Origin of the sequence: Telmatocola sphagniphila (assembly GCF_018398935.1) — a bacterium.
GTDB classification, from domain to species: Bacteria; Planctomycetota; Planctomycetia; order Gemmatales; family Gemmataceae; genus Telmatocola; species Telmatocola sphagniphila.
In genome coordinates this window covers 669,614-683,226 of sequence record NZ_CP074694.1, presented here as the reverse complement: position 1 = coordinate 683,226, position 13,613 = coordinate 669,614, and the positions used below count along the sequence as shown (strand labels likewise).

Below are 13,613 nucleotides of genomic sequence, written 5' to 3'. Positions count from 1 at the left end.
GTAGGCGGTGACGCTGATCGCCCTATCTTTCCCCTTCATTTCCTAAGAAAATCCTGTCAACAGTGGGTTCCGCGAAGCCACGGCTTCGCTATACCCAACCATCAGCGGTCGTTTTTAACACGAGCATCGAGAATATTCTGAATGAACCTGATTGAGCAACTTCGATCTGTATTCCGACCGATCCTGGCTAAACGAGTCGAGGACGAATCGAAACTCCTCGGGTATCTGGGGATGATTCGCCCCGGACAAAATCCGGACTTGGCCGACTATCAAGCCAATTTTGCAATGCCGCTGGCAAAAACGCTCAATAAAAAATCGCCAGAATTGGCCTCGGAAATCATCTCGGAATTGCCCAAAGACGGCCTGATCGCCTCGGCCAACTTGGCCGGTCCGGGATTCATCAATCTGAAGTTGTCGGATGCGTTTCTGGCTCAAGCCCTGTCCCAGATTCGCTCGGATGATCGACTAGGGGCTTCCCGAGCTTCCTCGCCGCGAAAAATCGTCATCGATTACTCGGGTCCGAACGTAGCTAAACCATTGCACGTCGGACATTTACGCAGCACAATCATCGGGGAAGCGTTGCATCGGCTGCTGGAATTTCGGGGACATCAGGTGATTGCGGACAACCACCTGGGCGACTGGGGCACTCAGTTCGGCATGCTACTGTATGGTTACAAGAATCACTTGGATAAGGCGGCTTACGAAAAAGACCCGGTGAGTGAGTTAGCTCGACTCTACAAACTCGTCCGCAAACTGGGCGAAGCGAAAAGCGATGAAGACGAGGGAGATACGGCCAATCCGGTCGTCCAGGCTTATCGACAGGAGACCGTGAAACTCCATCAAGGAGACCCTGAGAACAATCGGCTCTGGAAAGAGTTCATGCCGGCGTGTCTGGAAGAAGTCCACATTATTTATCGAAGACTCGACGTTCATTTCGATCATGAACTCGGAGAGAGCTTCTACAACCCGATGCTGGCCGATGTGGTAGCGGATTGCCTGAAAAAAGGAATCGCCCAGGAAAGCCAAGGGGCAATTGTTATCGCCGAGAACGAGAAATCGGTATCGCTGATCCGAAAGAGCGATGGGGCCTACACTTATACCACCACTGATCTGGCAACGATCAAGTACCGGGTCGAGCATTTCCGAGCGGATTGCTGCCTTTACGTAGTCGATTTTCGGCAGGGCGATCATTTCAAGAAACTTTTTACCGCCGCCAAACGCTGGGGTTACCCAAACATCGAACTGACGCACGTTTCATTTGGTTCGGTGCTGGGAGAAGATAAACGACCGATCAAAACGCGCTCCGGCGAACCGATCGAACTGAATGAACTGTTGGACGAAGCGATTCGCCAGGGTCGGGAGAAATACGAAGCGAGTCGGTCCGAACGAGAAGAACGCGGCTTTCGGGTACCTGAGTTAAGCGATGCCGAGATTCAGGAAATTGCAGAAGTTGTTGGCCTGGGAGCTGTGAAGTACGCGGATCTGAGTCAGAATCGGACCAGTGATTATGTTTTCAGCTACGAGAAAATGCTGGCAACCGATGGTAATACGGCAACATACAACCAGTACGCCTATGCCCGGTGCCGGAGCATTTTCCGGGAATCGGAAGTGGAGGAACTGGCATTTCAGAAGCAAAATCATCCGGTGATTCTCGGCGAACCGCAAGAAAGAGCTCTCGCCTTGCAACTCTTAAGACTGGATGAAGCTCTGATTACCGCCGAGGCCGAATATGCCCCGCATGCTTTGACCAGCTATTTATGGGAAGTTTCTAAGGCTCTTGCAAGTTTTTATGCCTCGCCGAATTGTAGCGTGCTGAAAGCCAGTAGCGATGAACTGAAAAATAGTCGGTTGGTACTGTGCGATTTAACAGCCCGGACAATCAGCCTGGTATTGAATCTGTTAGCGATTCGGACGGTAGAGCGGATGTAGGGGTGATTGGATTTTATTTCGAGTGAGTGATCCTTATCAATCTTTTTAATCCAACGGGTGGGGCATATTAGTTCACCGGGTGCGGCATATTAGTTCACCGGGTGGGGCATATTAGTTCACCGGATGGGGCATATTAGTTCACCGGGTGACGCTGCGCTGACCCGGTGCTGATTTCTGAAACCCCTCCGGGGTTTCACGATGCAAATAATCCCCGGAGGGGTTACAGACTAAAGCCCCGGATGAAATCCGGGGGAGGTATTTGATCCGAGGGAACTATTTGGCCGGGTGGAAATTTGACAAACTTCATCAATTTATACACCGGGTGACGCTGCGCTGACCCGGTGCTGATTTCTGAAACCCCTCCGGGGTTACACGATGCAAATAAACCCCGGAGGGGTTACAGACTAAAGCCCCGGATGAAATCCGGGGAGCTATTTGATCCGAGGGAACTATTTGGCCGGGTGGAAATTTGACAAACTTCATCAATTAATACACCGGGTGACGCTGCGCTAACCCGGTGCTGATTTCTGAAACCCCTCTGGGTTTTCACGATGCAAATAAACCCCGGAGGGGTTACAGACTAAAGCCCCGGATGATATCCGGGGGAGGTATTTGATTCGAGGGATCTATTTGGCCGGGTGGAAATTTGACAAACTTCATCAATTTATACACCGGGTGACGCTGCGCTGACCCGGTGCTGATTTCTGAAACCCCTCTCGGTTTTCAATTCCACAATTCCACGGATTTCATTCACAAAATAACCCAGGAGGGGTACCGCTTAGATACTGGGATAAAATCCGGGGATCAGTGGGGGATTTAAAAATGTTTTGGTTGGGCAGGTACAACAAAAAACCCCGCTGATTTTACTCAGCGGGGTTCTTGTTTATATCTAAGCAAATTGGTGTGTAGTAGACTAGTCGAGAGTGAGTTTCATGTGAGCTATCCTCTTTATGTACCTGTGAGAGGTACTAAGAGAGATGCTTTGGATATTCCTTAGAAAGGAGGTGATCCAACCGCAGGTTCCCCTACGGTTACCTTGTTACGACTTAGTCCCAATCAAGTGTTTTGCCTTCGGCGCGTTAGCGACTTCGGGCACTCCACTCTTTCGTGGCTTGACGGGCGGTGTGTACAAGGCTCAGGAACACATTCACCGCGGTGTTGCTGACCCGCGATTACTAGCGATTCCAACTTCACGAAGGCGAGTTGCAGCCTTCGATCTGAACTGGGGTGTGTTTTTTGGGATTTGCTCCCTCTCGCGAGTTTGCGTCCCTTTGTTCACACCATTGTAGCACGTGTGCAGCCCTAGACGTAAAGGCCATGAGGACTTGACGTCATCCCCGCCTTCCTCCTATTTAACATAGGCAGTCCCCCTAGAGTCCCCGGCATAACCCGCTGGCAACTAAGGGTAAGGGTTTCGCTCGTTAAGCGACTTAACGCGACATCTCACGACACGAGCTGACGACAGCCATGCAGCACCTGTAATAGGTTCCGGATTGGATACCGTTCGTGTAACGTTTCCGCACACTACTTCCTATCGCTTTCGCACATGTCAAGTCTAGGATAAGGTTCTTCGCGTAGCCTCGAATTAAGCCACATGCTCCACCGCTTGTGTGAGCCCCCGTCAATTCCTTTGAGTTTCAGTCTTGCGACCATACTCCCCAGGCGGAGAACTTAGCACATTTGCTTCGACAGTAAACCCATGAAAGTCTACTATCTAGTTCTCATCGTTTAGGGCCAGGACTACCGGGGTATCTAATCCCGTTTGCTCCCCTGGCTTTCGCGCCTCAGCGTCAGTAAATGTCCAGCACATCGCCTTCGCCACCGGAGTTCCGACTGATATCAACGCATTTCACCGCTCCACCAGCCGTTCCACGTGCCCCTACATTACTCGAGATTCCCAGTATCCGAGGCAGTTCTCCAGTTGAGCTGAAGTATTTCACCACGGACTTAGAAACCCGCCTACGCGCCCTTTATGCCCAGTGATTCCGAACAACGTTCGCTCGGTTCGTCTTACCGCGGCTGCTGGCACGAACTTAGCCCGAGCTTACTGAGGTTCAATCAAGTTTCCCTTTATTCCCTCTTTCGCGCTTTACAACCCGAAGGCCTTCATCGCGCACGCGGCATCGCTCGTTCAGGCTTTCGCCCATTGACGAAGATCCTCGACTGCAGCCACCCGTAGGTGTCTGGCCAGTGTCACAGTGCCAGTGGCGCGGGTCGTGCTCTCACACCCGCTAGACATCTTAGACTTGGTGGTCCGTTACACCGCCAACTATCTAATATCATGTGGGCCCCTCTCGAGGCGAAATTCATTTCCCGGCAAAGTGATGCCACTTCGCCGAATCGCTGGGAATTACCCGGCCGTTAGACCGGCTATGCCCATCCCCAAGGTAGGTTACCCACACATTACTGCCCCTTTCGCCATTTCCCCGTATTGCTACGGATTCATTCGACTTGCATGCCTAATCCATGCCGCCAACGTTCGTTCTGAGCCAGGATCAAACCCTTCAAAAAATATTGTTTTCGCATGGCTTTCGCCATTTAAATAACAACTGAGTGTTTAATCATCTGACCTAAAGGACTACTCAAAGTATTCCATGCTTTCGCATGAGAGAATGAGCAGCCTTAATGTCTTATGACATTAGTTTTGCCCACTCTCGATTTAGGCTCTCTACACAACCAATTTGTCAAAGATCAATGCAATCTGTCCGAAAACAGATCCTGTTACCGACACCCCTAAATCTCTTCAGAGGCTTACCATAAAGACTAATCGGCTGTCATCGTTAAACTCGCGTCTTTCGATGTCACCGAGTGTTCTTTACTTCGGTAACAATACTTTATGGTCGCTGGTCAAAAGTGTCAACGGCCTGGGTCAAAAAAAAGGGAAATAGTCCCCGGCCGCTTTCCAGCGGTTGAATTTTGCATCCCGGCCCGTCCTACACAAGCCGTTCCGATTTCAGCACTTAAAGTCCGCTCGCTAAGCTCGACTCCATGGCCAAAAACGTTTTCGAATAATCGAAAACTTTCTACGGAAAACCACCAAACAGCTTCGGAAAACCACCAAATACCATCAGAAAAGCCCACCTACTACTGCCTAGAGCTTCCCAATACATTGAAATCATCGTGGTAATTTCAGATGATGTCAAGCAAAAAGACAGGGATAATACCAATAATGGCCACCCCAAAAGTGCTCGTTCTTCGTGGTCCAGGCTCCAATTGCGATCAGGAAGCCCATTTTGCTTTCGAGATGGCCGGTGCATTCGTAGAACGCATGCACATTAACCGCTTACGCGAAGATCCGGCCCAATTACAAAGGTTTCAAATCCTCTGCGTTCCCGGCGGATTCACCTATGGAGATGATGTGGCCGCCGGGAAAATTCTCGCGACGCAACTCGCCAACTTCCTCGGAGACGCTCTTCGCAAGTTCCGCGACGCCGAAAAGCTGATTCTGGGCATCTGCAATGGCTTTCAGGCCATATTGAAGGCTGGACTGATTTTACCACCCGATGAAGATGGCCCTCTCGCCACCCTCGGACACAACGACTCGGGAAAATTTGAAGATCGCTGGATTCACCTCAGGGTAAATCCTAATAAATGCGTGTTTTTGAAGGGCCTGGAATCGATGCACATCCCCGTCGCTCACGGCGAAGGGAAATTCATTACCCGTAAACAATGGATATTGGACGGACTCAAACAAGCGGGACAGGTTGTGCTCACCTATAGTCATCCAAACCAACCCGAAGCCCAGTATCCCGCCAATCCCAATGGCTCGATGGGAGCGGTGGCCGGTTTATGCGATGCGACTGGCCGGGTTTTGGGGCTGATGCCTCATCCGGAAAGGCATGTTCTACCCACGCAACACCCGCAATGGACGCGATTGGGATTAGCCCAGGAAGGCGACGGACTCCCACTCTTCAGAAATGCCGTGGAATACTTTGCGACCTAAGCCGCTTTTCTCGTCGCTTCATCTCGATCGAAGTTGAATCGCCCTTTCTCAATCACTAGCGGCTTCTTCCGAACTTGCGAGTGTATCGCACTGATATACTCGCCGATCACCCCAAAGAAGAAGAGCTGAACGCCCGAGAAAAAGAACAGAGCAACAATGAGCGTCGGCGTGCCGGGCGGAACGGGGCTGCCAGTGTGAAACAAATGCCAGCAAAAAGCGAATCCGGCGAAGAGTATGCTGAATCCTGACAGCACAAAACCGGCCGCCATGCAGATCCGCATGGGCAACTTGCTGAAGGAAATCAGCCCGTTAAGCCCTTGATCGATCAAATGGAAGATCCGATTCTTGGAAATTCCCTTACGCCGGGCCCGCCAAGTGTACTCGACCCCCACTGAGTTGAAGCCGCAACTGGCAATCATCCCTCTTATATAGGGGTAGTGGTCATCGAACTGACGCAGAGCTTCCACGACCTGCCGATCAATGAGCTGAAATTCACCTACATCCGCAGGAATGGGCATATGAGCCAGTCTAGTAACCGCCCGATAGTAGACATGCCTCGTATTGCGAAGCAAAAACCCTTCCTCGCGGACCTGACGGATGCCATAGACAATTTGATACCCCGCTTCCCAGCGACGAACGAAATCAACGATCACTTCGGGCGGATCCTGCAAATCGGCCGCCAAAAGCACCACGACCGCGTCCCCAGAAGTACTCATCAAACCATTGAAGGTCGAACAAAAAGGCCCGAAGTTGCGGGCGTTCAAAATAACCTTCACCCGTTCATCCCGAACGGCCAGATCTCGCAACAGAGTCGGGCTGTTATCGCTCGAGGCATTATCGCAGAAAAGATGTTCCAGATCGTATTCGGGTAATTGGGAAGCGAATACCGATTTCACTGCCTCGTAACAATCGATCAGATTATCCTGCTCGTTGTAGCAGGGTGTTACGATGCTGATTTTCTTTCGCTTCATAAGGCAACCGTGTGGGTAGTCCAGCTTTTCCGATTAAAATGTACTCGAATCATTGAAATTCGAGCAATGGCAATCTCCAACCGGGAGTCCGTGTGAATCTGCCAATTTTCCACCGCGTCAAACAAATCGCCAACCAACCTCAAGTTCAAGATGTGTTTTTCGAGGTTCAGAATCAGCTTCAGAAATCGAACCTCTCGAAAAAGATACGGCCCGGTGATCGGATCGCCGTAGCCTGTGGTTCGCGAGGTATTGCCAACTACCTTCAAATCGTCCGAGCCACCCTGCTTTCCCTGCAACAGTTGGGAGCGAAGCCCTTTATCGTGGCCGCGATGGGCTCCCACGGCGGGGCCAGTTCCGAAGGTCAGCGAGAACTGTTAGCGGCTTATGGGATAACCGAAAAGAACTTGAATGTGGAAGTTCGCACGGAAATGACGGCCAAACAGATCGGCATCAACAGCTTCGGCGATCCAGTCTGGTGGGATGACAATGCACTATCGGCCGACGGCGTGATAACGATTTCACGCATCAAGCCGCACACCGATTATCGCGGACGCTATGAAAGCGGCATCACCAAAATGACCGTCATCGGCTTAGGAAAAAGAGAGGGAGCTTCCCAACATCACCGCTGGGGAGTGAAGGGTCTGCGGGAGATTCTTCCCGAAACCGCTAAAGTCATTTTACAAAACACGAAATTCCTCGGCGGCCTGGGAATCCTGGAGAACTCCCACGATCAGACGGCCCTTCTGCAATGGGTGGATCGCGACGAACTACTTGAAACGGAACCGAAGCTCTTGGAACTTGCCCGCAGTTGGATGGGTCGGATTCCTTTCAAGCAGGTCGATATCCTGGTAATCGGCGAACTCGGGAAAAACTACTCGGGATCCGGCATTGATCCGAACGTGGTCGGCCGCTTCCTGGTGGAAAACTCCCCCGATATGGAGCCGGCCGAACCTCGAATCACACGGATAGTATGTCTCGATGTCTCTCCGGAATCGCATGGCAATGCCACCGGAATCGGTATCGCCGACTTAACCACAAACCGCGCAATTCGAGCCATCGATCCGACTCCCTTTCGCATGAACAACCTCACGGCGTGCATGCTTTGGCGTTCGAAAATCCCGCTCGCCTTCGAAACGGATAAAGAGTGCCTGGCCGCGGCTATCGACACCTGCTGGCAACCGAACGACTCGCAGAGGAAGATCGTTTTCATTCCTAACTCTCTGGAAGTCAGCGAGTTATGGGTATCTCCGAGCCTGCTGACCGAAGTGAAAAATCACCCGAATCTTGAGCTTTGCCAGGAAACGATTGGGCTGCCCTTTGATGAGAAAGGGAACCTGGAGCAGGAAAAATTATTTCAAAATTCGATTCGAGCCCACAGAAAAATTGTTTGAGCGGGTTGTGTAATTGTTACAAGGTTCAGTCAATTCGCCCTCATTTTTGCATTTGTTACAACTGCTTTTGCCCGCTTGTTCCTCACTCTGGGCAATTTCCAACGTTTGCGGTAAAGCTTAACCCCCTTTTTTTGAGCTGCTATTCCACTGGCAAGCGTTTTGCGTTTACATTTCATTCACGCAGAGCATACACGTGAAGCGTAGAAGGAGCTATGGATGGCAAAGTGGATTATCTCTTTAATTTTCACCTTAAGCGTGCTCATTCCAGTTCGAGCGGGCGGTTCGGTTGTCCGGACGGATAACTTTGTCGTCGAAGCTCCTACGCGAGAAATGGCCGAAGAATTCGCTCGCCTGGCCGAGAAGTATCGACGCGAAAAAGCGATCGAATGGCTGGGTCAGGAAATGCCCAATTGGAAAAATCGCTGCCCCTTACGAATCATTCCCGCGAGCTCGGCCGCGGAAGGCGCGACGACTTTCGACTTCGGTCGCGGCACTCAGGACATGTACATCAAAGGCCCTATCGAACGGCTTAAGAATTCGGTTCTGCCTCACGAAATTACCCACACCGTATTCGCACACCACTTCAAACAGCCCGTTCCCCGTTGGGCGGATGAAGGCGGATCGGTCTATTCTGAAGACGATTTGGAACGTCGCCGGCACGACAAAATGTCCGTTCAGTATCTGAATGCGGGTCGGGCATTTCTGCTGACTTCGCTATTCGCCATGAAAGATTACCCGGCCAATCCCAGCGAGCAAATGATTCTCTACGCCGAAGGGTATTCGATCTCCAAGTATCTGATCGAACAATCCGATCGCCAGACGTTTCTCAACTTCGTGAACGACGGTATGCATAACGGCTGGGACCGCGCCTGCCAGAAGTATTATGAAGTGAAGAACGTGAATGAACTTCAGACTCAGTGGATTGATTTTCTTCGCAAGTCGGCCCGGGGCGATGATGTTGCAAGTACTCCCCGTAAATCGGCGCCTCCCGCCACGGTGACCTCAAGAGATAGCCGGAGCAATGTGCGGTCGAGCGATACGATGGCGCAACCTCAACTCGATCCCCTGCCAGTGGCTCGTGGCTCTTCGCCCTCGGTGGACAGAACCAGCAAAGCCGATCCGGCCTGGGAAAACATGCCGCGACGATTCTATGAGTCGGCACCCGCTCAATTCCCCAGCTGCCAGGATTGCAACTCCGGAAACTGCACTAATGGCAGTTGTCCTGCCAAGAACAGCAACACCAGCAATCGATCCGGTCGAAATAGTGATCCCCAATTGCCGCCTCCGGCTGTGCTGCTTCCTCCCGAAGTCGATCGTCCCTAATTTCCTACTTTGAAATAAAAACGAAAAGAGCCGCAGTGGATACTGCGGCTCTTTTCGTTTGAATGGACCGGGGCGAGGTCGAGATTAGCGGGAGGTGGGAGGAGAAGTATTCGGAAGGCCGTTCGCCGGGGGAGGAGGAGCCACTCCCAAGGGGTCTACTCCCCGCTTTGGTGGAGAAACATGTCTCGGATCGGGAATCGCCTGACCTCGGATACGCAACTCTTCCGCATCCAGACGAATCTCTTCCAGATTCGGCGGAACAATTGGTTTCATATCGAATGTGGTTCGGTGAACGTCTTGAATCTTAGCTGGATAGAGATTCTCGGTTATGAAATCGAAAGGAGGATAGGCCCACCAGGGGGCAGGGATGTGCCATTTTTGCGTTTCGGTTTGATAGCCTTCGCGTTCCAGTGTGATGTCATACTTACCGTAGTATGTGAACGGGACATCCACCGGTGTGAAACCCACAGGTTGATTGTTCACATAGACTTTCGCACCCGGCGGCGTCGAATCGACTACAAATCGTCTTTCCACGCAGCCTGTCAGCAGTCCCGCGACTGTAAAGCCCAGACCGAATTTAATCGCGCGTAAACGCATTCTGCACCTGTGCGGTAAATTGAATACTCGTAACGGCTGGCAATACGCGGAAATTGAAGAATCTGCAAGTCCGAGATGACACTGAGGCGCAATCCTGCCTGGGCGAGAGAAGATGGAGAACTTGCAGGAATACGAGCCGAATTTGTAGGCTTCTTCCGAACTGAACATCAAATCGTAAGGACGCGGTCGCGAGCCGTGATCTTCCACTGTTCGCCCACCTTCTGTCCCTTCACAACATAGGCCGTTGCATGCAGCGCTACCGTGGGACAAATGTGAATCGGCACGGCGTACATCCAATCCCCGGGTTGGAACCGATCCGCTTCGGGAGTTTGGATGATGAAGTGCTCTTCGTTGTGCCCTACAGGCTCAAAATTATCGAAGCCGATCAACTTCAGTCGCTTCCCGGCCGGCGGGTCGCTGGCTATGGCCTTGGTTCCGACGTCGAATGTGACCCGATCTTTCGTCGGTTTGGAAACCACCCTCGTCAGTACGACAGCCGCAGGCTGAAAACCGCGTAAATCCTCGTATTTCTCACCATACCCGGCATCGTGCAGCACGAACGTTCCCGGCGAACATTCCACTCCGGGAATATTGAGGGAAGCATGCACGGGAAAGGAAGGAGTACCTCCGCACACCAGCCGAGGAACGGGGATTCCCTGCTTTTCGAGTAGGGATCTCAATTGCAAAATCGGCTCGAGAAATGCTTCCACTCCCTTTTTACGGGACTCCAATTCCGGCTGGTTGTTATGGCCATCGTAGAGTTGGAAACCATCGGGGATAACATTTTTCGTCGAAGCTAGCTGTCGATAGAGATCACCTGCTTTTTCCACGCAAATGCCCGTGCGATGCTGTCCGACGTCGAGATCGAGGAGAACTCGGACTTTCACGCCGGCTTCGCATAAAGCCTGTTCCAGCATTTTCAAAGAGGTCGGATGATCGACGAGAATCGCGAAGGACGTGGCCGGGTATTTTTGAATCAGGGCGGTAAGCCTTTGGAGGTTCGGACCGACCAGCGGATAGGAAATCAGCACATCGGGCACTTTTTCGATCGCAAGCATTTCCGCTTCGGCAATCGTGGCACATTTATGCTTCGTGATGCCCTGTTGGAGGGCTTTTTGAACGATTTCGGGACATTTATGCGTTTTCACATGCGGGCGAAGGCGATCCGATGACCCGGCAATTTCGACGACTCTTTTGAGATTAGCCTCGATAAGTTCTTCGAAGAATAGCAGCGAAGGACTAAAGAGCTTAGCAAGATTGGTCACACTGTATTGAGTTGCGATCATTCGATTTCCTTAATACTCTGACCTTCAGCTTAGCTGAAAACCGTTCGGCTTCCAGGTTTCCGAATTCGGCACAACCGGGATAACGCCTACTCTTTAGCGACCAACGGCGATTTTCCCTCACACATCTCTTTTTACAGGGGTATCGCACTTTCGATATCCCTCATACAATAATGCGAAGAAGATTGACCTCCCCAAACGGATTCGACGAAGGTCGATTAAACTGGAGTTTTTCATGGCAGAAGAAGCAAACAAGCCAGAAGCAGCGCCACCGGTCACGACGCCAGCTGCAACCGCCGATCAGCAGATGCGATTGACGGTCAACACCGCCAATATGACCACGAGTTATAGTAACTTTTTCCGCGTCACGGCGACGTTCGAAGAGTTGATAATGGACTTCGGTCTCCATTCCGGGTTGATGACGCAGAGTGGACCAGAAGCCGTTCGCATCAATCAGCGCATGGTGTTGAGCTTCCCGACTGCCAAACGGCTTCTGACCGCCTTGAACATGGCCATCGGCCGTCACGAACAGGTTTTCGGGGCCGTCGAAGTGGATCCGCAGCGCCGTTTTCGACCGCAACAGGGCCAGACCGGCAACCGATCGTAAGTTTTTGAATCAATCTCTCGGAACACGCTTTGGGCGTGTTCCCTGGATAGTATGGGGTTCACATGACCCCATGCTGTCGTAGCAACTCCCCGTTGGACAACAAATCTTCTGCAGGCCCATCGGCGATCACTCGCCCTTCATCCATCAGCAGAATTCGATTGCAGCTGGCCCGGATCAATTCCAGATCATGAGAAGCGATTAATTTGGTTTGCTGGAGTCCGCAAATCGTCTCAACCAGCGAACGCCGACCGCGGGCATCCAGGAATACACTCGGTTCATCGAAGAGAATGATTTCCGGCCGCATCGCCAGAATCCCGGCCAGGGCCACCTTGCGTTTCTCGCCGCCCGAGAGTTTCAAGGGACAGCGTTGTTCCAGACCAACAATCCCCGCTAACTTCATTGCCTCCTGAATACGGCCCTGCACTTCCGCAATTGGCAAGCCCTGATTCAATGGGCCAAAGGCAACATCTTCCTCCACGGTCGCATGAAAAATCTGATCATCGCTATCCTGAAAAACGATTCCCAACTTAGTCGGCAGCTTTTTTCGATCCTGGAGATCAAAAGGATTTAGCCCGGCGACCAGTACCTTGCCCTGCCGGGCTTTCAGCACGCCCGAAAGTAATAGGAAAAGTGTCGTTTTACCCGCGCCGTTTGCCCCGAGAATTCCCACACATTCGCCCTGGCGAATCGCAAAGGATACTCGATGCAGGGCCACCCGGCCGTCGGGATAGCGATATTCCAATTCCTCGACGGAAAGTATCGGTTCGCTCGTCATCTTCCCATCCAATCCCCGGCCAACAGGGCGGAATGAAGCAAAATCGAGAAAGTCAGAAATACCCAATCTTTGGTTTTCATCACGGGGGTCCGCAGACTGGGGAGTTGACCGTTAAAACCGCGAACCATCAAAGCCTGGTGCAGAGTCTCGGATCGCTGAAAACCCTGCTGAAACAGAAATCCGAGCAGATGACCTATGGTTTTCTGGCTGTGCAGATTCATGCGATTCCGAAAACCGCGAATGCGCACTGCTACTTTGATTCGATCCAACTCGGCATTCATCAGAAAAATATAGCGGTGGGTCAGAAGCAGAATGGCCCCCAGTTTTCGGGGCATTCCCAGTTTTTGCGCGGCCTGTATTCCCTGGGTCCAACTGGTTGTAGCCAGGATAAATAACGCCCAAAGGGAAATGCCCGTGGTGCGTAGAACCAGAACCAGGGAAAATTTCATCCCACCTTCATAGACCGCTAATCCCCAGACCTCCGCCAACTTTCGGCCTTCCGTGATCCAGAATGGTGCGAACAAGAGAAAAGGCAACGCCGCCAGCCAGACTAAAAGAACTCGATTCAGGGTCCAAATCCAAGGCATTCGCACGAGAAAGCAGATAACCAGGATATAACCGACGGCCCCGGCCAGGATCGGAATCGACTGGCTGGCGATCAATAGGATAAACGCGGATAGGGTCGCCAGTAATTTAGCTCGGGGTTCAAACGAAGCGCCGGCCGACGGAATTTTCTGCAGAGCATTGGCCATGAAACTGTTATAAGATCGGGACGATCACTTTTGAGGTGGCTA

Annotated in this window: 10 protein-coding genes and 1 rRNA gene; 5 read left to right on the top strand and 6 right to left on the bottom strand. The window is 51.9% G+C overall.

Translation table 11 applies throughout. The features are described 5' to 3' along the window. Nucleotides 1–141 precede the first annotated feature (141 nt). Nucleotides 142–1,929 carry an arginine--tRNA ligase gene (gene argS, locus KIH39_RS02980; RefSeq protein ID WP_213497787.1) on the top strand — a complete coding sequence of 596 codons (1,788 nt, stop codon included), beginning with the start codon at nt 142–144 and terminating at the stop codon, nt 1,927–1,929. A gap of 997 nt (nt 1,930–2,926) precedes the next feature. Here the strand turns inward: argS and KIH39_RS02975 are convergent. Continuing rightward, a 16S ribosomal RNA gene (locus KIH39_RS02975) occupies nt 2,927–4,440 on the bottom strand. 658 nt (nt 4,441–5,098) lie between these two features. Between KIH39_RS02975 and KIH39_RS02970 the strand changes: the two genes are divergently transcribed. Next, nucleotides 5,099–5,872 (top strand): phosphoribosylformylglycinamidine synthase subunit PurQ, encoded by a 774-nt coding sequence (locus tag KIH39_RS02970; RefSeq protein ID WP_213497786.1) that lies wholly within the window; start codon nt 5,099–5,101, stop codon nt 5,870–5,872. Here the strand turns inward: KIH39_RS02970 and KIH39_RS02965 are convergent. Next, on the bottom strand, nt 5,869–6,843 hold the full coding sequence (locus KIH39_RS02965) for a glycosyltransferase family 2 protein (RefSeq protein ID WP_213497785.1): 975 nt from the start codon (nt 6,841–6,843) through the stop codon (nt 5,869–5,871). The two genes, KIH39_RS02970 and KIH39_RS02965, sit on opposite strands and share 4 nt — an antisense overlap. Nucleotides 6,844–6,935: 92 nt before the next feature. On the opposite strand from KIH39_RS02965, the gene KIH39_RS02960 reads away from it, so the two are divergent. Together KIH39_RS02960 and KIH39_RS02955 are read left to right on the top strand one after the other, a co-directional pair. Beyond that, nucleotides 6,936–8,234 (top strand): lactate racemase domain-containing protein, encoded by a 1,299-nt coding sequence (locus KIH39_RS02960; protein ID WP_213497784.1) that lies wholly within the window; start codon nt 6,936–6,938, stop codon nt 8,232–8,234. Nucleotides 8,235–8,450: 216 nt separating this feature from the next. Further along, entirely contained in the window at nt 8,451–9,557 is a 1,107-nt protein-coding gene (locus KIH39_RS02955) for a gluzincin family metallopeptidase (protein ID WP_213497783.1), read from the top strand. Between the two features lie 84 nt (nt 9,558–9,641). Here KIH39_RS02955 and KIH39_RS02950 read toward each other — a convergent pair whose 3' ends face one another. Both KIH39_RS02950 and KIH39_RS02945 read right to left on the bottom strand, forming a co-directional pair. Then, entirely contained in the window at nt 9,642–10,154 is a 513-nt protein-coding gene (locus tag KIH39_RS02950) for a PEGA domain-containing protein (RefSeq protein WP_213497782.1), read from the bottom strand. Nucleotides 10,155–10,321: 167 nt separating this feature from the next. Further along, a complete protein-coding gene (locus KIH39_RS02945) occupies nt 10,322–11,440 on the bottom strand; it encodes a D-TA family PLP-dependent enzyme (RefSeq protein ID WP_246539495.1) in 1,119 nt (372 codons plus the stop codon). Nucleotides 11,441–11,672: 232 nt separating this feature from the next. Between KIH39_RS02945 and KIH39_RS02940 the strand changes: the two genes are divergently transcribed. Further along, nucleotides 11,673–12,044, top strand: a complete 372-nt coding sequence (locus KIH39_RS02940; RefSeq protein ID WP_213497781.1) for a DUF3467 domain-containing protein — start codon at nt 11,673–11,675, stop codon at nt 12,042–12,044. A 58-nt stretch (nt 12,045–12,102) separates the two neighbouring features. On the opposite strand, the gene KIH39_RS02935 is transcribed toward KIH39_RS02940, so the two are convergent. Further along, complete coding sequence (locus KIH39_RS02935) at nt 12,103–12,819, bottom strand: energy-coupling factor ABC transporter ATP-binding protein (RefSeq protein WP_246539493.1); 717 nt, start codon at nt 12,817–12,819, stop codon at nt 12,103–12,105. Next, nucleotides 12,816–13,571: a cobalt ECF transporter T component CbiQ gene (cbiQ, locus tag KIH39_RS02930; protein WP_213497780.1), complete on the bottom strand. Its 756-nt coding sequence runs from the start codon at nt 13,569–13,571 to the stop codon at nt 12,816–12,818. The genes KIH39_RS02935 and cbiQ overlap by 4 nt, the downstream gene beginning before the upstream one ends. Nucleotides 13,572–13,613 lie beyond the last annotated feature (42 nt).